Raw genomic sequence first — 19,542 nt, 5'->3', positions numbered from 1 at the left:
ACGCGCCCCGCAGGGGCAACAAGCACATAGCCCGGGGCAGAGCGTAGCGGCACCCCGGGATTCAAACATCGCCAATACCCGCGCCCTGCAAGGGCAAAAGCATAAAAACATATGGATATAAAAAATTGTAATTATCTGATTACTAATGCTTTTGCCCTTTCAGGGCGAATATATGCAATTGAATATGAATCCCGGGGTGCCGCTACGCTCTGCCCCGGGCTATGTGCTTGTTGCCCCTGCGGGGCGCGTTCTTCCAGGGCACGTTCATCCAAAGCAAGTTCTTCCAATGTTCGGACGATTATGTAGTTTAATTCTGTTGACTAACTTATACATAAACAAAGCAAATCATAATTATCCATTCTCAATTTTCAATTCTCAATTAATAATAAGTAATGTGTTTGCCGATAAAATTTGAGGGCGATCAACCGACCGCCCTCAACCAACACAAAAACTAAACTAGACTTAACTAAAGCTTATTTAAGAATTTCACAATCCCTCAATAGCGATACAAAGATACAAATAAAAAAAGAAAGCAGCAAATCATTTTGCCGCTTTCTTGAATTTTAATACGTTTTTTTATAGTTTTACCGATTTGTTGAACATATAATAGTCCAATAGTGTCATTGCAGCCATAGCTTCCACTATCGGGACTGCCCTCGGCAGCACACATGGGTCATGGCGTCCTCGGGCCGTAAAGGTGGTATGACTTCCTTCGGTATCGACAGTTTCCTGTCGCATCAACAAAGTGGCCACAGGCTTGAAGGCTACGCGGAAACATATGTCTTGTCCGTTGCTTATGCCTCCCAGTATGCCTCCGCTACGATTGGTGAGTGTGGTCACGGTCCCGCCGTCGTTTACGAAAACATCATTTTGCTGTGAGCCGCGTTCGGTCACCCCGGCGAATCCATTGCCATATTCGAATCCTTTTACGGCATTGATACTCAACATGGCCGCTCCGAGTGCGGCGTGCAGTTTGCCGAATTCCGGTTCGCCAAGTCCAACCGGACATCCCTTGACCACGCAGGTTATAACGCCACCAATGGTGTCGCCGTCGCTCTTCACCTCCATTATCAGGCGCTCCATTTCCGCTGCTTTCTCCATATCGGGGCAGCGCACGGCATTGGTCTCGGCCTTTGCCAGGTCATAGCACCGATAGTCACGTCCGATGGCAATGTGACCGACCTGCGAAGTATATGCCTGTATACTGATGCCTATATGCCGCAAAGCCAGTTTGGCCAGTGCTCCGGCCACACACCTGCTTATAGTGATGCGGGCCGACGAACGTCCTCCGCCACGATGGTCGCGCACACCATATTTGTTATAGTAACTATAATCGGCGTGAGACGGGCGGAACAGGTTGCGCATGTTTTCGTAGTCTTGTGAATGTTGGTTGGTATTGTAGACTACAAATCCGATGGGGCATCCCGTTGATTTGCCTTCAAAGACTCCGCTGAGAAGTTCCACACGGTCGGCCTCCTTGCGGCTTGTTGTAATGGCGCTTTGTCCCGGCCGGCGCCTGTCGAGCTCACTCTGTATGAAGTCAAGGTCGATATCGATGCCGGCGGGCATACCGTCAACCACTCCTCCTACGGCAGGTCCGTGACTCTCGCCGAAGGTGGTAAGTGTGAATATATTGCCGAAAGTATTTCTCATGTCATGCTTTTAGTGGCAACCGCAATCGCAGTGTCCGTGGTCACCGTGGCATCCGTCGTCACATCCACCGCCGCAACTGTCGCATCCGCAACCGCATCCTTCACCGCTCAGACGGTTTATCATGCCTTGTATCTCTTCGTTGGTCGCATCTCTGTTTTCTACAACCTTACCTTTGAAGTTGAGCGTTTTTCCGGCCAAAGGATGGTTCAGGTCCATCTTCACCGTATCTGCTCCGACTTCAAGCACGCGACCGTAGAAGCGGTTGCCGTCTTCGTTCTGCAGCGGCACTATAGCATCTTTGAATATGTGTTCGTGGTCGAAATGACCGTTGATGCAGAACATTCCGCGTTCCAAATCGAGTACGCGCCCCGGTTCATAGTCACCGTAGGCCTCGTCTTTTGTAAGAGTGAAATCGAAGTCCGAGCCTTTTTCCAGCCCTGCTATATGCTTCTCGAACGATTCGAGAGTTACGCCGAATCCGCTGATAAACAGGAATGGTCGGTCCTGTGATGTTTCTTCTATAAGTTCGCTTTCGTTATTCTCAACCGTGTACAGTCTATATGTCACGGCTATGTACTTGTTTTGTGGTTTTTCCATTTTGCTATATTCTGTTTTCGTTATATTCAGTGGCAAAGTTACACATTTTAATCAACAAACCGGCATAAATCCCAGTATAATTGTGTGGAGCGTCGTAGGCATGAAGACTGGCGATGGTTATGTTTGCGTCGTCATACTATTCTTATGATAGCATATAGCCTCTCCGATGTGTCTTTGTGTCATTTTGTAGTATGTGATACTGCCTCATTCGTAGTTTTTTGTTGCATGTATATTACATTTTTTTATTAGGCCCGATTATTTGATTTACGTCAAAAAAGAGCCTTGTGTGCGCAAACAGTAGATATAAAACCTTTGCCGGATGATTAAACCCTCGTAACTTTGCACCGTCAAAAAGATATAGGGATAACACATTCAGGTATTAAGTTTTAAAGTAAAAAGAAAGGGTAACGAAAATGAAAAGATTGTTTTTGACGGTTGTGGCAGTGCTTGGCATGACTACAACATTTGCAGAGAACGAGAACGTAAACGGTATGAACAATTCGAGTGCCTACGACATGAGCATCAATATACGTCGTTTGGGTGGAGTGCTTGGACTGACATTCGATCAGATGGAGAGTGTTACCGAGATACACCGTGCTTTCTGCGGAGAGATGATGATGGCATCGCAGGCCCATAAGGATGACCGTAAGGCTATCATGGATGAGGCTGTGGAGAAAGACTTGAAGTATATGAGCTATATACTTACTCCTGTTCAGTTTGACAAGTACAAGATGTTGCTGAACGCTACTCTCAGCAATCGCGGACTGAAATAAGAACAGGAAAAAGATAGTTAAGAGCGGACTGCCTTAGGTCATTGGATGACTTGGATTGCAGCCCGCTTTTTTTATTCATCAATTTTCCATAAAAGTTTTGCCGGTTTCGCTTTTTTTTATTTCTTTTGTAGGTCGGTTATGTATTTATGTGCCGCAGTGTTGCGGTCATTGTATTGGCGGCGTAATGTAGGAAAATCAACGTAATAAAATCCAACGGATAATAAAATAATATGGAGATAATGAAAAGAATAAGGTTCTTTTTGCTGACCTTGGCAGTGGCCATGTTGGCAAGTTGTGGCACGATGAACACGGTGCCTATCACAGGCCGCAAGCAAAATCTGCTTGTAAACGACGAACAAGTGCTCAGTCTGAGCAATCAGCAGTATCAGGAATATATGCAGAAAGCCCGTCTGTCAGCCGATGGTGTGAACACGGCCATGGTGAGACGGGTAGGGCAGAGGCTGGCCGATGCCGTTGTTACTTATCTTAATTCCAACGGAATGGGAGGTGACGTGTCGCAGTATAAGTGGGAGTTCAATCTGGTGCAAGATTCTAATGTGAACGCTTTCTGCATGCCCGGAGGAAAGATTGTGGTATATGACGGTCTGTTGCCTGTGACACGCGATGAGGCTTCGCTCGCCATCGTGCTCGGTCATGAGATAGCCCACGCTGTGGCCCGTCACTCGGCCGAACGCCTCAGCAATCAGGTCAAGCAGCAGTATGGCAGCCAGATTCTCGGCACAGTGCTCAGCGGTGCCGGTGCCAGCACGAGTTTGCAGCAGATAGGTTCTACTGTGTTCGGCCTCGGTTCCACACTTGGTTCGGCAGCCTATTCGCGCAAGCAGGAGAGCGAGGCCGACCGTCTCGGCATCATCTTTGCCGCCATGGCAGGCTACGATCCGCAGGTGGCCATTCCATTTTGGCAGCGCATGGCCTCGGCTACCGGCGGTGGCTCGTCCATCTTCAGCGACCATCCGAGTGATGCCAAGCGTATATCCGACATTCAGAAGTGGATGCCTGAGGCTCTGAAATATTACAAAGGTGGTGGCACGGTGCCGCAAGGAGGCGTCCCTTTACGGCAAAGCAACATTCCGACAATACATATTTCGACAAAGAAATGACGGTCGGAAATATTCTTGCGGTTGCTCTTGGTGGCGCTGTGGGCAGTGTGGCCCGTTATCTGGTGTCAAAGTATGCCGGTGATATGGCCGGTGGCTCTTTCCCTTGGGGCACGTTTGCCGTCAATGTAGCGGGCTGCCTGCTTATCGGTGTGCTCACGGGAGCGTTTGCCTCTGGGCATGTACCGCCTCTGGTGCGGCTTCTTCTTGTCACCGGTTTCTGTGGCGGCTTCACCACGTTCAGCACGTTTGCCAATGAGAGCCTGATGCTGATGAAGACTACTGATGCAATATACACATTATTATATATAGGGGCGAGTGTTGCGGCCGGGCTTATAGCTGCATATGCCGGACTTAAGGCCGTAGTGTTATTTTGTTATTAAAATGAATGGAAAGTAAGCAAACAGCCTAAAAATATTGCAATTTATTTGCATGTTTCGTGAAAATAATATAATTTTGCAAGCAGATAAACAAAATGACAGATAAACGATGAATAAGTTTGACGCATACTTTTATAGCTTTTACTTTTACTTTGCAAGGAATTGTGAAGCGGGAAGTTGCGTGTAGATTTCAACTTATGACAAGATACAATCTTTAAAGATTTACATCAAGGTCCCGCTTCAAACAAATGGAGCGGGACTTTGTTTTGTAAATGCGCAACGATACGACAAGAAACAAAAACGAAGATGAAGAGAGTAGCAATACAAGGACTTACAGGGTCATTCCACGATATGGCGGCCCATCAATACTTCGATGGCGAGCAGTTGCAGCTGATATGCTGTGCAACGTTTGAGGATGTGTTTGACAACATCCGCCGCGATCCCACCGTAATCGGCATGATGGCCATAGAGAACACCATTGCCGGCAGCCTGCTACACAACTATGAACTGTTGCGCGACTCGGGCACTACGGTGGTGGGCGAGCACAAGCTGCATATATCACACTGCATCTGTTGTCTGCCCGATGACGACTGGACGACGATACAGGAAGTACACTCCCATCCGGTGGCATTGATGCAATGTCGCGGTTTTCTATCGGGTCATCCTATGCTTAAGGCCGTTGAAAGTGAAGACACAGCCGGCTCGGCCAAGGACATATCCGAAGGACATCGTCAAGGGCAGGCCGCAATATGCAGTGCCGCAGCCGCACGTCTTTACGGCATGAAGATACTGGAAGACCATATCGAGGACAACAAGCACAACTTCACCCGCTTTCTCGTTGTTTGCAATCCGCGCAAGGCCGACTTTCTGCGCCCGCTTGACCGGACGAACAAGTCAAGCCTCGTCTTTTCGCTGCCCCACGAGGAAGGTTCGCTGTCGCAAGTGCTCAGCATCCTCTCGTTCTACAAAATCAATATGACCAAGATACAGTCTCTGCCTATTATCGGCCACGAGTGGGAGTATCTTTTCTATGTCGATGTTACTTACGACAACCTTACGCGCTACCGCCAAAGCATAGATGCGATAGCACCACTGACCAAAGAACTTAAAATATTAGGAGAATATCAGAATGGAAGACAATGTGAATAACCGCATACAGCCGGCCGGGCGGCTCTCGCTCGTCAGCGAATACTACTTCAGCCGGAAGCTGAAAGAAGTGGCACGGATGAATGCCGAGGGGCGCGACATAATCAGTCTGGCCATTGGCAGCCCCGACATGCCGCCGTCGGAAGAGACCGTCGAGACACTTTGCGAGGTGGCCCGCCGCCCCGACAGCCACGGTTATCAGCCCACATCCGGCACGCCCGAACTACGCCGGGCCATGGCCGGATTCTACAAGCGGTGGTACGGTGTAGAGCTGGACGAGGCCACGGAGATACAGCCTCTTATCGGTTCGAAGGAGGGAATACTACATGTTACGCTGGCTTTCGTCAATCCCGGTGACGAGGTTCTCGTGCCCAATCCCGGATATCCGACATATACGTCACTCAGCAAAATACTCGGCGCACGTGTGGTAAACTACAATCTCAGTGCGGACAATGGTTGGCAGCCCGACTTTGACGAGTTGGAAAGGATGGACCTGAGCCGCGTCAGGCTGATGTGGACCAACTATCCGAACATGCCCACGGGCGGAAATGCCCGCCGCGAGACCTACGAGCGTCTTGTCGACTTTGCCCGCCGTCATGCCATTGTCGTGGTCAATGACAATCCGTATTCGTTCATTCTCAATGACAATCCCATGTCGTTGCTCCAGATTCCGGGCGCGAAAGACTGCTGTATCGAGTTCAACTCGATGTCGAAGAGCCATAACATGCCCGGCTGGCGTGTGGGAATGTGCGCATCAAACGCCACGTTCATCAGCTGGATACTCAAGATAAAGAGCAACATCGACAGCGGAACGTTCCGCGGATTGCAGTTGGCTGCGGCACGGGCATATGCCAACGACGACGAATGGCATCGTGAGGCAAACATAGCTACCTACAGCCGCCGCCGCCGATATGCCGGGGAGATAATGCGTGTGTTGGGCTGCACATATGACCCCGCGCAGGTGGGGATGTTCCTTTGGGGCCGCATCCCCGACATATATGACAATGTGGAAGATCTCACCGAGCGTCTGCTTCACGACGCTCGCGTGTTCATCACGCCCGGATTCATATTCGGCAGCAACGGCGAACGCTACATCCGTATCTCGCTTTGTGCCAAGGAAGAAAAACTGAAGGAAGCTCTCGAGAGGATAAAAGCGATAGGTTGGTGAGATAAAGCCGGTAAGATTGTGAGATAAAGACGATGAATTAATGAGAAAACGACTGTTTTATGATAATCTACAGTCTGCCCCGTCTTTCCCATAATCTCCCATTTCTCCCAGACTCCCCATAAAAATATAAAAACAACAAAACAACAAAATACCAATGGAACTTGAATTAGAGAAACTACAACTCCCGAGCGACAACGAGCGCCCTTACGTGATAGCAGGTCCATGCTCGGCCGAGACAGAAGAGCAAGTGATGACAACAGCGCGGCAACTGGCCGGCAAAGGCTGCCACATATTCCGTGCCGGAGTGTGGAAGCCGCGCACCAAGCCTGGCGGATTTGAAGGCAACGGCGAGACGGCGCTGCCTTGGATGGCGCGTGTAAAGGAAGAGACCGGAATGCTCATAGCCACCGAGGTAGCCACGCCCGAGCATGTCGAACTGGCACTGAAATACGGTGTCGACATACTTTGGGTGGGTGCCCGCACGTCGGCCAACCCCTTTGCAATGCAGGCTTTGGCCGACTCGCTGCGCGGAACAGACGTTCCCGTACTCGTGAAGAATCCCGTCAATCCCGACCTTGAACTGTGGATCGGTGCTCTGGAGCGCATCAATCAGGCCGGCATCAAACGCCTCGGAGCCATCCACCGCGGATTTTCGAGCTACGACAAGAAGATATACCGCAATCTGCCCACATGGCAGATACCCATCGAGCTGCATCGTCGCATACCCGAGTTGCCTATCTTCTGCGACCCAAGCCACATCGGTGGCAGCCGCGAACTGGTGGCCCCGCTATGCCAGCAGGCCATGGACCTGGGTTTCGACGGACTCATCGTAGAGAGCCACTGTGAGCCGGACAAGGCGTGGAGCGACGCCAAGCAGCAGGTCACCCCCGACGTGCTTGACTACATACTGAGCCTGCTCGTGGTGCGCGACGAGACCGTCACCACCGAGGGCATTACCCAATTGCGCAAGCAGATAGACGAGCTCGACAATCAATTGATGGATCTTCTTGCCAAGCGCATGCGCGTGTGCCGTGAGATTGGTCAGTATAAGAAGGAGCACAATATGACCGTACTCCAGACCAACCGTTATAATGAGATACTCGACAAGCGCGGAGCTCAGGGTGCACTTTGCGGAATGGGTGCCGACTTCGTGAGGAAAGTTTATGAAGAGATACACGAGGAATCGGTGCGTCAGCAGATGGAGATAATCAATAAGTAGACGTCTGGAGGTTTCGGAAAGGACTTGTAATTATGAGAATATTAGTATTGGGAGCAGGCAAGATGGGCAGTTTTTTCCTCGACCTGCTCAGTTTCGACCACGAGACGGCCGTATACGAGAAAGACCCCATGCGGATGCGCTTCACGTACAACTGCCGGCGCTTCACTACGTTGGAGGAGATTGAAGGTTTCGGTCCGGAGCTTGTCATCAATGCCGTGACGGTGAAGTACACCGTTTCCGCATTCAACGAAGTGCTGCCACATCTGCCCAAAGACTGCATCCTCAGCGACATAGCATCTGTGAAGACCGGACTGAAAGACTTCTACGAGCAGTGCGGACGCCGTTATGTGTCCACTCATCCGATGTTCGGCCCCACGTTTGCCAATCTGCAGCAGCTCAGCGAGGAGAACGCCATCATCATCAGCGAGGGCGACTATATGGGCCGCATTTTCTTTAAAGACCTTTATGCAAGGCTGGGGCTCAACATCTACGAGTATACCTTTGACGAGCACGACCGCACCGTGGCCTATTCGCTGAGCATCCCGTTTGTGAGCACTTTCGTGTTTGCAGCCGTGATGAAGCATCAGGATGCGCCCGGAACAACGTTCAAGCGCCACATGCGCATAGCCAAGGGGGTGCTCAATGAAGACGACTATCTGTTGCAGGAGATACTCTTCAATCCATATACCGGCGGACAGGTGGAGCAGATACGCAGCGAGCTGAAAAACCTGCTTGACATTATCAACCGCAAGGATGCCGACGGCATGAAGGCGTATCTTGCGAAGATAAGGGACAACGTAAGGCGTGACATAGAGACTATAAAATGAGACGACGCCCGGACTTGTTGTGCCATCTCGTGGCCTTGACGACCGTGGCCGTGTGGGGCACCACTTTCGTGTGGACCAAACTGCTCATCATCAGCGGCATATCCCCTGCGCAGATATTCACCCTGCGTTTTGCCGCAGCCTATGTGCTGCTGCTTTCCTTTTCGCTCGCGACCGGTCCGCGAGGCTTCCGGCTGATGGCCGGAAGCGTGTGCGACGAACTGATGATGGCCATACTCGGCGTGACGGGAGGGTCGCTGTATTTTCTGACGGAGAACGAGGCGTTGCGCTTCACCACGGCCACCAACACGTCGCTGATAGTATGTTCGTGCCCGCTCTTTGCGGCCTTGCTCATACGCATATGCTATCGTACGGAACGTCTTGGCCGGTGGCAGATGGCCGGTTCCGTCATGGCATTTCTCGGTATGGCCGTCGTAGTGCTCAATGGACGTTTTGTTCTCCGGCTGTCGCCGGCGGGCGATGTGCTTGCCTTTACGGCATGTATATGCTGGGCGGTATATTCGTTGCTCATGAAGACGGTGTCGGGACGCTACTCCACGATGTTCATCACGCGTAAGGTATTCTTCTACGGTGTGCTCACCATAATGCCTTACTATCTGTTTGTGCCCGGAATGCCTCCGGCTGATGTGCTGCTCCGTCCGCAAGTGCTGGCCAATCTGCTGTTTCTCGGCTGCGTGGCGTCGATGGTGTGCTTCCTCACCTGGAACTGGTGCATGGCCCGCCTTGGAGCCGTGAGGGCCACCAATTGGGTGTATTTCAACCCGATCACGACGATATTGTTTGCCCGTATGGTGCTCGGTGAGCAGATTACGCCTTGGTTCGTCTTCGGTTCGGCAATGATACTTGCCGGCATGTATATGGCTGACCGCGTACGCCATGTTGCGGCATGACGATACTTGACATTTATTGGCGGACAGATACAAGACATGTTGTCGGGTGCAGCGAAACATATGGCCATACTTGTGCGATGTCTATATATTGATACAGCTTTAGGATAGTGTAAGTAATATTCTGAAAAAAAACGGCTCTGAAAAATCTCCAGATAGATTTTCAGATGCCGTTTTTCTCGTCTTAAAATTGCCGTTTCGGTGTTTCAAAAGCTCTGATTACCATATATTATATTGCCGAAGTGCCTATATCGTGTTGCCAAAGTGCCTATATCGTGTTGCCAAAGTGCCTATATTGCGTTGTCAAAGTGCCTATATTGCATTGTCAAAGTGCCTATATTGCATTGTCAAAGTGCCTATATTGCATTGTCAAAGTGCCTATATTGCATTGTCAAAGTGCCTATATCGTGTTGCAAAACTGCCGATATTGCGTTGTCAAATGGGTATTATGGCATTATTGAAAAACCGATTTGACATTTTTCAGAATGCCGGATGAAGATGGTTTTCATAATGTATTGATTGTCAGACTATTGGCTGAAGTACTCCAAAACTCGCATATTTCGGGCGAAATCCTTTTTGATTTTGAATTTTAAAGATATGCGATGCAGTTTGTCAAGATGATTCTTGATGACAGAGCGCGGTATGCTTGCAGTATGGGTGACTGGCGTTTTATGGCTGTCGGTGTACTTCTGATGTTCCGGCGGCATACCTGCTGCATTCATTGCCGTCGGATCTTATGTTCAGGTAACGATGACATGCGACATCCGACTGCTGCCTCCTTCACCATACAAAGGCGTACACCGGTGGCTAACCGAATAGTTACGTGAGTTTTGCACACTGAAAACATATGTGCGCAATTTGTGGTGACACACCATTTAAAATAGTTTAAAACACTGGTAGATTATTCGCTTTTTCTGATTTAAAAGATTATATTTGCATGAAAGAACAAATTTTAATAAACGTATATTATATATAATAATGTTTGAGAATTTAAGCGACAGACTTGAACGCTCGTTCAAAATACTGAAGGGCGAGGGGAAAATCACGGAGATAAATGTAGCCGAGACTCTTAAGGACGTGCGCCGTGCATTGCTCGATGCCGATGTGAACTATAAGGTGGCCAAGACATTCACCGACACAGTCAAGAAGAAGGCAATGGGAATGAACGTGCTGACGGCTGTGAAACCGGGGCAGCTCATGGTAAAGATTGTGCACGACGAACTGACGGAACTTATGGGTGGCAAGGCCGTGGGGCTGAAACTTGAGGGCCGGCCCGCCATCATACTGATGTCGGGACTGCAAGGCTCGGGTAAGACAACGTTCAGCGGAAAGCTCGCCAATATGCTCAAGGCCAAACAACGCAAGAATCCTCTGCTCGTGGCCTGCGACGTATACCGTCCTGCCGCTATCGAGCAATTGCGTGTGGTGGGCCAGACGGTGGGTGTGCCGGTATACTCTGAGCCTGACAGCAAGAACGTTCTTGACATAGCCGCCCATGCCATCAGCGAGGCAAAGGCCAAGGGCCACGACGTGGTAATTATAGACACGGCCGGCCGTTTGGCTGTAGACGAGCAGATGATGGACGAAATCGAGGCCCTTAAGAATTCCGTCCGCCCCGACGAGACGCTGTTTGTAGTGGACTCGATGACGGGTCAGGATGCCGTCAATACGGCCAAGGAGTTTAACGACCGTCTCGACTTCGACGGCGTGGTGCTGACCAAACTCGACGGTGACACGCGCGGAGGTGCGGCCCTGTCGATACGTACGGTGGTGACAAAGCCAATCAAGTTTGTCGGTACGGGCGAGAAAATGGAGGCCGTCGACGTGTTCCATCCCGAGCGCATGGCCGACCGTATTCTCGGCATGGGCGACATCGTGAGCCTTGTGGAGCGCGCCCAGGAGCAGTTCGACGAGAAGCAGGCCAAGGAGCTTGAGAAGAAAATACGCAGAAACCAGTTCGACTTCAACGACTTCATGAACCAAATCCAGCAAATCAAGAAGATGGGTAACATCAAGGATCTGGCTGCAATGATACCTGGAGTGGGCAAGGCGATAAAGGATGTCGACATTGACGACAATGCCTTCAAGGGCATAGAGGCCATCATCAACAGCATGACGCCGAAGGAGCGCATCCATCCCGAGATAATCAACCAGAGCCGCCGTATGCGCATAGCCAAGGGCTCGGGCACAAACATCCAGGACGTGAACCGTCTGCTGAAGCAGTTTGACCAGACGCGGAAGATGATGAAGATGGTGGCCGGCACGTCAAACAGCAAGATGATGCAGATGGCCAACGCAATGAAGAACATGAAAGGCGGAATGCCGGGAATGCCCAAAATGTAGAGGCAGGACAATTATACCTGAATACAACAACTCATACAGAACATAAACATACTATGCAACTGATAGACGGTAAGGCCACAGCGGCCAGGATAAAGGAAGAGATAGCTCAGGAAGTGGAGCAGATAGTGGAGGCTGGAGGCAAGCGGCCACACTTGGCGGCGGTGCTCGTAGGGCATGACGGAGGCTCGGAGACTTATGTGAAGAACAAGGTGCTGGCCTGCGAGGCCTGCGGATTCACGTCGTCGCTGATACGTTATGAGGACAACGTGACGGAGGAAGAACTCCTGGCCTGTGTGGACAGGCTCAACCGCGATGCCGATGTCGACGGATTCATAGTACAGCTTCCACTGCCGAAGCACATTGACGAACAGAAGATAATAGAGGCCATTGACTATCATAAGGATGTCGACGGATTTCATCCCGTCAATGTGGGGCGCATGGCCATCGGCCTGCCGTGCTTCATTTCGGCCACTCCGTTGGGTATAATGACACTGCTTCGCCGCTACGGTATAGAGACGAGCGGCAAGAAGTGTGTCGTGCTCGGACGCTCTAACATCGTAGGCAAGCCCATGGCCCAGCTGATGATGCAGAAGGAATATGGCGACGCCACGGTGACAGTGTGCCACAGCCGCTCGAAGAATCTGAAAGAGGAATGCCGCGAGGCCGACATAATCATTGCTGCCATAGGGCGTCCCGACTTTGTCACAGCCGATATGGTGAAGGAGGGGGCCGTGATTGTCGATGTGGGAACGACCCGCGTGCCCGACGCATCGCGAAAGAGCGGATACCGCCTCAACGGTGACGTGAAGTTTGACGAGGTGGCCCCGCACTGCTCGTTCATCACGCCGGTGCCGGGCGGTGTCGGGCCGATGACAATCTGCTCGCTGATGAAGAATACGCTGGCGGCAGGCAAGAAGGAATACTATAAGTAGATGAAGAAAGTTTCTTCAGCCGAGTATTATGAGCGTGGCAACCGTTGCCGGCGCGAAGGCAGATGGCATGAGGCCATCAACAACTACATAGCTGCAATCGAACTCGACCCCGACAGCCCTGCAGTCGAGGCCAAGCGTATGCTTGACGATATATTGGGCTATTATAACAAGGACATGTATAATCCATAAAACATATAAGTGTATGGGAAGAATGAAAGGCGCTATCGTGGTGGATACAGCACGTTGCAAAGGATGCGCACTGTGCGTGCAGGCCTGTCCGAAAGCTGTCATAGCAATGGGCAAGCGGGTCAACGTGAGCGGTTATCCGTATGTAGAGGTGATTTGTGCCGATGAGTGCATAGGCTGCGCATCGTGCGGAATAGTATGTCCTGACGGATGTATCACAGTATATAGAAAAAGAATTGATGACTAAGGAGGGATTATGGCAGAACAGGAAGTTACACTGATGAAAGGCAACGAGGCTATAGCCCGTGCGGCCGTTCGTTGCGGAGTGGACGGATATTTCGGATATCCGATAACACCGCAGAGTGAAGTGATAGAGACGCTTGCACTCGACAAGCCGTGGGAGACCACGGGCATGGTAGTGGTGCAGGCCGAGAGCGAGGTAGCATCCATCAATATGGTGTATGGAGCGGCCGGCGCCGGAAAGCGTGCCTTTACCTCGTCGTCGAGCCCCGGAATCGCACTTATGCAGGAGGGTATATCGTATATGGCGGGGGCCGAGATACCCGGTGTGGTGGTCAACGTGCAGCGTGGAGGCCCCGGACTGGGCACCATACAGCCTTCGCAGAGTGACTATTTTCAGGCCACTCGTGGCGGAGGCAACGGCGACTACAACGTTATTGTGCTCGCTCCGGCATCGGTGCAGGAGATGGCCGACTTCGTCGACTTGTCATTCAATCTGGCTTTCAAGTACCGTAACCCCGTCATGATACTCAGCGACGGTGTTATCGGACAGATGATGGAGCGTGTGGTACTGCCGCCATACCGTCCTCGCCGTACCGAGGAAGAGATTCGTCGTGAGTGTCCTTGGGCCACGATGGGGCGTACCAAGGACCGACGTCCCAACATAATGACTTCGCTTGAGCTGAAGTCCGAGGTGATGGAGGTGCACAATCTGCATCTGCAGGAGAAGTACAGGAAGATACGCGAGACGGAAGTGCGCTACGATACGTGGCAGTGTGACGATGCCGACTATGTTATTGTAGCTTTCGGCAGTGCCGCCCGTCTGGCTCAGAAGGCCATCGACATGGCGCGCGATTGTGGAATCAAGGCTGGACTTTTCCGTCCCATTACTTTGTGGCCGTTCCCTACGGAGCAGATTGCGGCCGTGGCGCAAGGCAGGAAAGGCATACTTGTGGTAGAGATAAATGCCGGGCAGATGGTGGAGGATGTGCGTCTGGCTGTCAATGGCAGCACGCCTGTCGGGCATTTCGGCCGTCTCGGAGGCATCGTTCCAGAGCCGGACGAGATAGTCGATGCGCTTCGTAAAATGGAGAATTGAGAGTGGAGTATCAAGAACTTGCTGCCGCCGTTGCCTCTTGTCGTGGATATGTTAATGCGAAATAGTAATGGCACAGTGCTAAAATAATAATGAGCAATGAATGCGGAATTTAACGGAATAATATCTCCGGAGAATCTTGTATACAAGAAACCGGAGCTGATGAATGAGGTGCCGATGCACTATTGTCCTGGCTGTAGTCACGGTGTGGTGCACAAGCTGATAGGCGAGGTGATAGAGGAGATGGAAATGGAGGAGAAGACCGTGGGCGTGAGTCCGGTTGGATGTGCTGTCTTTGCTTACCGCTATCTTGATATCGACTGGCAGGAGGCTGCTCACGGGCGTGCACCGGCCGTTGCCACGGGCATCAAGCGCCTTTGGCCCGATCGTCTGGTGTTCACCTATCAGGGCGATGGTGACTTGGCCTGTATCGGTACGGCCGAGACCATCCATGCGCTCAACCGCGGCGAGAATATAGTCATAATCTTTATCAACAATGCAATATACGGCATGACCGGCGGACAGATGGCGCCTACTACTTTGCTCGGACAGAAGACGGCTACGTGCCCTTACGGACGTGATGCCGAGTTGCATGGCTATCCTATCAAGATAACGGAGATTGCCGCCCAGTTGGAGGGAACGTGTTATGTCACGAGGCAAAGCGTGGAGAGCGTGGCATCTATTCGCAGTGCCAAACGTGCCATCCGCAAGGCTTTCGAGGCGTCGATGGCCGGAAAGGGCAGCAGTCTGGTAGAGATTGTTTCAACGTGCAGCAGCGGTTGGAAGCTGTCGCCGGTGAAAGCCAACGAATGGATGAAGAACAATATGTTCCCGTTCTATCCCAAGGGCGACTTGAAAGACAAAACATCGGAATAACTCCTTTAACACTTAAGATATGGAGAAAGAAATAATAATCTCAGGATTCGGCGGACAGGGTGTGCTGTCAATGGGCAAGATATTGGCCTACTCCGGACTCATGGAGGGCAAGGAAGTTACATGGATGCCGGCTTACGGCCCCGAACAGCGCGGCGGTACGGCCAATGTTACTGTCATAGTGAGTGACGAGCGCATATCGTCACCCATACTGAGCACGTATGATATTGCCATTGTTCTTAACCAGCCGTCGCTCGACAAGTTTGAGCCTAAGGTGAAGCCGGGAGGCATACTCATATACGACGGATACGGAATAATCAATCCGCCGACACGCAGCGACATCACCGTATACCGCATAGATGCAATGGACAAGGCTGCGGAGATGAAGAACGGAAAGATATTCAATATGATTGTGCTTGGAGGACTGCTTGAGGTGTGTCCCGTAGTGAGCCATGCCGGCATGGAGAAAGCGTTGTATAAGACGCTGCCCGAACGCCATCACGGACTTATTCCACTGAACATGCAGGCTTTGGAAGAGGGCGGTAAGATTATCTCCAGGATGGCTCGGTGATATGTGGCACAGCCGGACAAGGCTGCATCAGGAAAACCGTTTCATACTGTCATGCGTGTGAAACGAGATAGCATTGAAAGCCGTTTCAACCGTATGATCGGATGAAACGGCTTTTCCTATACGTTTCCGTCACGTATGTTTCTGTGTATGTGCTTCGTATAATGGCTTATAGAGACATTGCCTGTATTCCGCCGTATGCGGCCAGATGGTTGAAACAATCTTCCTTCGTGAACATTCCGGTGTATATCCCGCCGCACATCAGCACGCCGCCATGGGCGAATATGGCCACACGATGGAATGGTTTGCCGCGCAGTTCGTCGAGAAAAGAGCTTACGCGGTCATACAGCATGGGGAAACTTTCACCGTTGGTCGTCGGTAGGGTCATATAGTTGTCGTACCATTGTTGCAGCCGTCTGTCTTTTATCTCGTCAAACTTCAGCATCTCCCAGTCGCCCATATTCATCTCTTTAAGCCGTTCATCCTTGATGGCTTCGGGATATCCGCAGTATACCGCCAACCGCAGTGCGCGTGTGAGCGGTGACGAGAACACGGCGTCAAATTCACCGAAAGTGTCGAGATTTCCCTTTGTCACGGCTGCTTCCTGTTCAAATGTTTCTGCTACGGGCACATCGCTCCATCCGTAGCATGTCCCTTTATCCACACCGACTCTGGTGTGTCTTATCATCACCACTTCCATCATTCATCCGTTCAATCAAATTAAACCTATACCATACTTGCGGCAGCAATATAGAATGTCAGTTCGACGAGCAGGAACAGAGCACCGCAACAGTCGCCCGTGTATCCGTGCAGACGTTTCCATATCAGCAGATACAACATATACATCACTATACATGGGGCGAAAATGAGAATCTGCCAGTCGATGCCGGCATTGCGCCATACATATATATATGCGGCAAGTGGCAACAGTCCCTGTGCGGCGAGGCGTATTCCGGCCGTGATGCTCATCTTCCGGTATACCGTTTTGGCTTTCGACTCTTCCTCGTTGCGGGCATAGGGCATCATCATTATGATTTGGCCGGCAACCATCTTGGCAAACGGGTCGGCTGCAAGGATAGTGAGTGCGGCCATGGTGCGTGGCATTGACACGAGTGTGGCCAAGAGCAGAAGCCCGTATAGGACAATGCCGAGAACGCCGTATGTGCCTGTTCGCGAATCTTTCATTATGTCGAGGATGCGCTGCCGGTCGTTCCCTCCGCCTCCGAAACCGTCAAAGAAGTCGCACAGACCGTCCTCGTGCAGTGCTCCTGTGAGCAATATTCTCGATGCGATGGCCAGCAACACGGCCACGGGGTAGGGCATCCATATGCTCCCGAAGTATACCACAGCGGCCATGACACCGGCGGTGAGCCATCCGGTCAGTGGCCAGTATTCGACCACGCTGCGGTAACACTCACGCGGCGGCTGGTGCAGACGCCACAGCGGCAGACGTGTGAAGAATATGAATGACGCCCACAGGCGGTCGTACCATTTAGAAGTATTTAGTGATATTTGCATTGTCGAAGTTGTTCATTTCGTTAATCATCCTTACGGCACTGTCCACAATGGGATATGCACATAGCGCTCCGGTGCCTTCGCCAAGGCGCAGTCCGAGGCTTAGCAGCGGCTTTGCTCCCATGATGTCGAGCATGCGGCGGTGTCCGCTCTCGTCTCCGCAATGTCCGAATATCATATAGTCCGTAACGGCGGGGTAGAGCCGTGAGGCGGCCAGTGCGCATGCCGTCATTATAAATCCGTCTATCAGTATGACGAAACGCCGTTCGGCTGCGCGCAACATCGCCCCTATGGCGGCCACCATCTCAAAGCCTCCGAAGTATCTTATCGTCCTTTCTATGTCGGAATTCGGATTGTGGAGTTCAGAGTTCTGAGTATGGAGTGCAGAGGTATTATTATTTTTAGGACAAGACAACTGCCTCAAATGGCAATCAGACTTCTGCACTCTATACTCTGAACTCTGAATCTTACAGTCGGCCCCCTTGCCTTTAAATCTCTCCACGGCTTTGGCCAGCACCTCGCGCTTATGTTTTATGCCAGGACTGTCGAGACCTGCTCCCGCACCAATGCATTCATCAAGCGGAATGTTGCCGAAAATGCTCATCCATATGCTCGACGGTGAAGTGTTGGCAATGCCCATCTCTCCGATGCATATCACGTTGCATCCTTCACCGGCACATGCATCCACCTGCTCTGCTCCTGTGGCGATGGCAATGTCGAATTGTTCTTCGCTCATTGCCGGACCGTATAGAAAGTTTGCCGTGCCGTGCGCAATCTTCCTGTCGATGATGCCCTGGCAGTCGCTTAGGTCGTAGTCGACGCCCACGTCTATCAGCCGCAACTTGAAGCCGTGTTGCCGGCAGAACATATTTACTCCACCGCCGCCGTGCGTGAAATTTATCATCTGTTGCCATGTTATTTCCCTTGGCGACACGCTCACACCCTCGCGCTCTATGCCATGGTCGCTGCCGAAGAGCAGGTGGTGGGGGCTGTTGAGTGCCGGTGTCAGCGTGTTCTGTATCATACATATCTGCATGGCCAGTTCCTCGAGTTGTCCGAGCGACCCTTTAGGTTTGTTGAGATTGTCTATCTTGGCACGTATGGTATTGCGGTCCGGATGCGCTTCCCCTATTGAAGGCGAAGAGATTGTTGCTATGTCGAATTGTCGCATGGATGTTATGTTTTTGATGTCGTTATTCTCTCATTATATATAATAATGTGTATTTCTATATGTATTAAGGACATGTTTTTATGCCTTTGCGGATGTCTGCCGGTGTCGGTGTCACTTTATCCTTACCGGTATTCCGCTCACCATCAGCACCACTTCGTCGGCCTGTGAAGCAACATATTGGTTCATCCATCCTTCAAGATCGGTGAAGCGACGCTGTATGGCGTTGTCGCTCACGCCACCGCTGCCAATCTCGTTGGTCACGAAGATGAACGTGGCATCCTGGGTCGTGAAACGGTTGAACTCAGCTTTCACAGCCTCCAGGGCCTCGTCCACTGACGGCTGCTCCCATTCGGCTTTGCTGCGGTTGAAGAAAAAGTTGGTACACCACAGGGTTATACAGTCTATCACGACCACCCGGCCGCCGATGTCGTGGCGGCTCAGATGCTTTTCCTCCTCTATGTTTGTCCACTGCGGACCGCGCCGTTGCTGATGGTTTTTCACTCTCAGACGGAACTCGTCGTCCCAGACATGGGCTGTTGCCATGTATATGGGCCGGTCGCTCAAGCCAAGTGCCAGGTTCTCGGCATATCGGCTTTTGCCCGACCGTTGGCCGCCTGTTATCATTATTATGCGTTTCATTGCGTATACTCCTGTCGTTTTACGACCGCAAAGTTAGCTTATTTGTGAGACACGGCAAAGCCTGCGGTCATCTTTTTTTCATATATTTTAGCCATATAAATGTAAAATCAAATCCCTAAAACAGCCCCAATTCAATAAATCTGTTATTAAATATTGTGCTTGTCTAAAAGGTTTGGCGGTTACTCAGATTTTT

At 51.2% G+C, this 19,542-nt stretch carries 21 protein-coding genes; 15 read left to right on the top strand and 6 right to left on the bottom strand.

Annotated features, from left to right (window positions below; translation table 11 throughout):
- Positions 1 to 576: 576 nt before the first annotated feature.
- Positions 577 to 1,653, bottom strand: a complete 1,077-nt coding sequence (aroC, locus tag HPS55_RS01725; RefSeq protein WP_172178445.1) for a chorismate synthase — start codon at positions 1,651 to 1,653, stop codon at positions 577 to 579.
- A 9-nt stretch (positions 1,654 to 1,662) separates the two neighbouring features.
- Entirely contained in the window at positions 1,663 to 2,250 is a 588-nt protein-coding gene (locus tag HPS55_RS01720) for an FKBP-type peptidyl-prolyl cis-trans isomerase (protein WP_172178447.1), read from the bottom strand.
- A gap of 413 nt (positions 2,251 to 2,663) precedes the next feature.
- Between HPS55_RS01720 and HPS55_RS01715 the strand changes: the two genes are divergently transcribed.
- From HPS55_RS01715 to HPS55_RS01645, 15 genes are all read left to right on the top strand, one after another.
- The gene (locus tag HPS55_RS01715; RefSeq protein WP_172178449.1) at positions 2,664 to 3,023 is read left to right on the top strand and encodes a hypothetical protein; all 360 of its coding nucleotides are present in this window, start codon (positions 2,664 to 2,666) and stop codon (positions 3,021 to 3,023) included.
- Positions 3,024 to 3,262: 239 nt separating this feature from the next.
- The gene (locus HPS55_RS01710) at positions 3,263 to 4,144 is read left to right on the top strand and encodes a M48 family metallopeptidase (protein WP_172178451.1); all 882 of its coding nucleotides are present in this window, start codon (positions 3,263 to 3,265) and stop codon (positions 4,142 to 4,144) included.
- Entirely contained in the window at positions 4,141 to 4,524 is a 384-nt protein-coding gene (crcB, locus tag HPS55_RS01705; protein ID WP_172178452.1) for a fluoride efflux transporter CrcB, read from the top strand. The genes HPS55_RS01710 and crcB overlap by 4 nt, the downstream gene beginning before the upstream one ends.
- Positions 4,525 to 4,827: 303 nt before the next feature.
- Positions 4,828 to 5,670 carry a prephenate dehydratase gene (locus HPS55_RS01700; protein ID WP_172178453.1) on the top strand — a complete coding sequence of 281 codons (843 nt, stop codon included), beginning with the start codon at positions 4,828 to 4,830 and terminating at the stop codon, positions 5,668 to 5,670.
- Positions 5,651 to 6,835, top strand: a complete 1,185-nt coding sequence (locus HPS55_RS01695; protein ID WP_172178454.1) for a pyridoxal phosphate-dependent aminotransferase — start codon at positions 5,651 to 5,653, stop codon at positions 6,833 to 6,835. The genes HPS55_RS01700 and HPS55_RS01695 overlap by 20 nt, the downstream gene beginning before the upstream one ends.
- Before the next feature lie 154 nt (positions 6,836 to 6,989).
- On the top strand, positions 6,990 to 8,054 hold the full coding sequence (locus HPS55_RS01690) for a bifunctional 3-deoxy-7-phosphoheptulonate synthase/chorismate mutase type II (RefSeq protein WP_172178455.1): 1,065 nt from the start codon (positions 6,990 to 6,992) through the stop codon (positions 8,052 to 8,054).
- Positions 8,055 to 8,086: 32 nt separating this feature from the next.
- Positions 8,087 to 8,881 (top strand): prephenate dehydrogenase, encoded by a 795-nt coding sequence (locus HPS55_RS01685; RefSeq protein ID WP_172178456.1) that lies wholly within the window; start codon positions 8,087 to 8,089, stop codon positions 8,879 to 8,881.
- Complete coding sequence (locus tag HPS55_RS01680; protein WP_172178457.1) at positions 8,878 to 9,789, top strand: DMT family transporter; 912 nt, start codon at positions 8,878 to 8,880, stop codon at positions 9,787 to 9,789. The genes HPS55_RS01685 and HPS55_RS01680 overlap by 4 nt, the downstream gene beginning before the upstream one ends.
- Before the next feature lie 975 nt (positions 9,790 to 10,764).
- Complete coding sequence (gene ffh, locus HPS55_RS01675; RefSeq protein ID WP_172178458.1) at positions 10,765 to 12,129, top strand: signal recognition particle protein; 1,365 nt, start codon at positions 10,765 to 10,767, stop codon at positions 12,127 to 12,129.
- A 53-nt stretch (positions 12,130 to 12,182) separates the two neighbouring features.
- Positions 12,183 to 13,061: a bifunctional methylenetetrahydrofolate dehydrogenase/methenyltetrahydrofolate cyclohydrolase FolD gene (folD, locus tag HPS55_RS01670; RefSeq protein WP_172178459.1), complete on the top strand. Its 879-nt coding sequence runs from the start codon at positions 12,183 to 12,185 to the stop codon at positions 13,059 to 13,061.
- On the top strand, positions 13,062 to 13,250 hold the full coding sequence (locus HPS55_RS01665) for a tetratricopeptide repeat protein (RefSeq protein ID WP_172178461.1): 189 nt from the start codon (positions 13,062 to 13,064) through the stop codon (positions 13,248 to 13,250).
- 13 nt (positions 13,251 to 13,263) lie between these two features.
- Positions 13,264 to 13,494 (top strand): 4Fe-4S binding protein, encoded by a 231-nt coding sequence (locus tag HPS55_RS01660; RefSeq protein ID WP_172178463.1) that lies wholly within the window; start codon positions 13,264 to 13,266, stop codon positions 13,492 to 13,494.
- A gap of 9 nt (positions 13,495 to 13,503) precedes the next feature.
- Positions 13,504 to 14,586: a 3-methyl-2-oxobutanoate dehydrogenase subunit VorB gene (locus tag HPS55_RS01655; protein WP_172178465.1), complete on the top strand. Its 1,083-nt coding sequence runs from the start codon at positions 13,504 to 13,506 to the stop codon at positions 14,584 to 14,586.
- Positions 14,587 to 14,682: 96 nt separating this feature from the next.
- Positions 14,683 to 15,459, top strand: a complete 777-nt coding sequence (locus HPS55_RS01650) for a thiamine pyrophosphate-dependent enzyme (RefSeq protein ID WP_172178467.1) — start codon at positions 14,683 to 14,685, stop codon at positions 15,457 to 15,459.
- Positions 15,460 to 15,478: 19 nt separating this feature from the next.
- Entirely contained in the window at positions 15,479 to 16,027 is a 549-nt protein-coding gene (locus tag HPS55_RS01645; protein ID WP_172178469.1) for a 2-oxoacid:acceptor oxidoreductase family protein, read from the top strand.
- Between the two features lie 166 nt (positions 16,028 to 16,193).
- Here the strand turns inward: HPS55_RS01645 and cobC are convergent, their stop codons facing one another.
- The 4 genes from cobC to cobU form a co-directional block, all read right to left on the bottom strand.
- A complete protein-coding gene (cobC, locus tag HPS55_RS01640; protein ID WP_172178482.1) occupies positions 16,194 to 16,724 on the bottom strand; it encodes an alpha-ribazole phosphatase family protein in 531 nt (176 codons plus the stop codon).
- Between the two features lie 26 nt (positions 16,725 to 16,750).
- The gene (locus tag HPS55_RS01635; protein WP_172178471.1) at positions 16,751 to 17,542 is read right to left on the bottom strand and encodes an adenosylcobinamide-GDP ribazoletransferase; all 792 of its coding nucleotides are present in this window, start codon (positions 17,540 to 17,542) and stop codon (positions 16,751 to 16,753) included.
- Entirely contained in the window at positions 17,517 to 18,710 is a 1,194-nt protein-coding gene (locus HPS55_RS01630) for a nicotinate-nucleotide--dimethylbenzimidazole phosphoribosyltransferase (RefSeq protein ID WP_172178473.1), read from the bottom strand. Before HPS55_RS01630 ends, HPS55_RS01635 begins: the two co-directional genes overlap by 26 nt.
- Before the next feature lie 111 nt (positions 18,711 to 18,821).
- Complete coding sequence (gene cobU / locus HPS55_RS01625; RefSeq protein WP_172178475.1) at positions 18,822 to 19,349, bottom strand: bifunctional adenosylcobinamide kinase/adenosylcobinamide-phosphate guanylyltransferase; 528 nt, start codon at positions 19,347 to 19,349, stop codon at positions 18,822 to 18,824.
- Positions 19,350 to 19,542: the final 193 nt, after the last annotated feature.

It is taken from the genome of Xylanibacter rodentium (assembly GCF_013166575.1).
GTDB classification, from domain to species: domain Bacteria; phylum Bacteroidota; class Bacteroidia; order Bacteroidales; family Bacteroidaceae; genus Prevotella; species Prevotella rodentium.
The sequence above is the reverse complement of the archived record's forward strand: the minus strand, read 5'-3'. Positions and strand labels throughout refer to the sequence as shown.

What these genes read in the sequence shown, in the direction of transcription:
- aroC (WP_172178445.1), bottom strand. Translation starts at nt 1,653, where the DNA reads ATGAGAAATACTTTCGGCAATATATTCACACTTACCACCTTCGGCGAG.
- HPS55_RS01720 (WP_172178447.1), bottom strand. Translation starts at nt 2,250, where the DNA reads ATGGAAAAACCACAAAACAAGTACATAGCCGTGACATATAGACTGTAC.
- HPS55_RS01715 (WP_172178449.1), top strand. Translation starts at nt 2,664, where the DNA reads ATGAAAAGATTGTTTTTGACGGTTGTGGCAGTGCTTGGCATGACTACA.
- HPS55_RS01710 (WP_172178451.1), top strand. Translation starts at nt 3,263, where the DNA reads ATGAAAAGAATAAGGTTCTTTTTGCTGACCTTGGCAGTGGCCATGTTG.
- crcB (WP_172178452.1), top strand. Translation starts at nt 4,141, where the DNA reads ATGACGGTCGGAAATATTCTTGCGGTTGCTCTTGGTGGCGCTGTGGGC.
- HPS55_RS01700 (WP_172178453.1), top strand. Translation starts at nt 4,828, where the DNA reads ATGAAGAGAGTAGCAATACAAGGACTTACAGGGTCATTCCACGATATG.
- HPS55_RS01695 (WP_172178454.1), top strand. Translation starts at nt 5,651, where the DNA reads ATGGAAGACAATGTGAATAACCGCATACAGCCGGCCGGGCGGCTCTCG.
- HPS55_RS01690 (WP_172178455.1), top strand. Translation starts at nt 6,990, where the DNA reads ATGGAACTTGAATTAGAGAAACTACAACTCCCGAGCGACAACGAGCGC.
- HPS55_RS01685 (WP_172178456.1), top strand. Translation starts at nt 8,087, where the DNA reads ATGAGAATATTAGTATTGGGAGCAGGCAAGATGGGCAGTTTTTTCCTC.
- HPS55_RS01680 (WP_172178457.1), top strand. Translation starts at nt 8,878, where the DNA reads ATGAGACGACGCCCGGACTTGTTGTGCCATCTCGTGGCCTTGACGACC.
- ffh (WP_172178458.1), top strand. Translation starts at nt 10,765, where the DNA reads ATGTTTGAGAATTTAAGCGACAGACTTGAACGCTCGTTCAAAATACTG.
- folD (WP_172178459.1), top strand. Translation starts at nt 12,183, where the DNA reads ATGCAACTGATAGACGGTAAGGCCACAGCGGCCAGGATAAAGGAAGAG.
- HPS55_RS01665 (WP_172178461.1), top strand. Translation starts at nt 13,062, where the DNA reads ATGAAGAAAGTTTCTTCAGCCGAGTATTATGAGCGTGGCAACCGTTGC.
- HPS55_RS01660 (WP_172178463.1), top strand. Translation starts at nt 13,264, where the DNA reads ATGGGAAGAATGAAAGGCGCTATCGTGGTGGATACAGCACGTTGCAAA.
- HPS55_RS01655 (WP_172178465.1), top strand. Translation starts at nt 13,504, where the DNA reads ATGGCAGAACAGGAAGTTACACTGATGAAAGGCAACGAGGCTATAGCC.
- HPS55_RS01650 (WP_172178467.1), top strand. Translation starts at nt 14,683, where the DNA reads ATGAATGCGGAATTTAACGGAATAATATCTCCGGAGAATCTTGTATAC.
- HPS55_RS01645 (WP_172178469.1), top strand. Translation starts at nt 15,479, where the DNA reads ATGGAGAAAGAAATAATAATCTCAGGATTCGGCGGACAGGGTGTGCTG.
- cobC (WP_172178482.1), bottom strand. Translation starts at nt 16,724, where the DNA reads ATGGAAGTGGTGATGATAAGACACACCAGAGTCGGTGTGGATAAAGGG.
- HPS55_RS01635 (WP_172178471.1), bottom strand. Translation starts at nt 17,542, where the DNA reads ATGCAAATATCACTAAATACTTCTAAATGGTACGACCGCCTGTGGGCG.
- HPS55_RS01630 (WP_172178473.1), bottom strand. Translation starts at nt 18,710, where the DNA reads ATGCGACAATTCGACATAGCAACAATCTCTTCGCCTTCAATAGGGGAA.
- cobU (WP_172178475.1), bottom strand. Translation starts at nt 19,349, where the DNA reads ATGAAACGCATAATAATGATAACAGGCGGCCAACGGTCGGGCAAAAGC.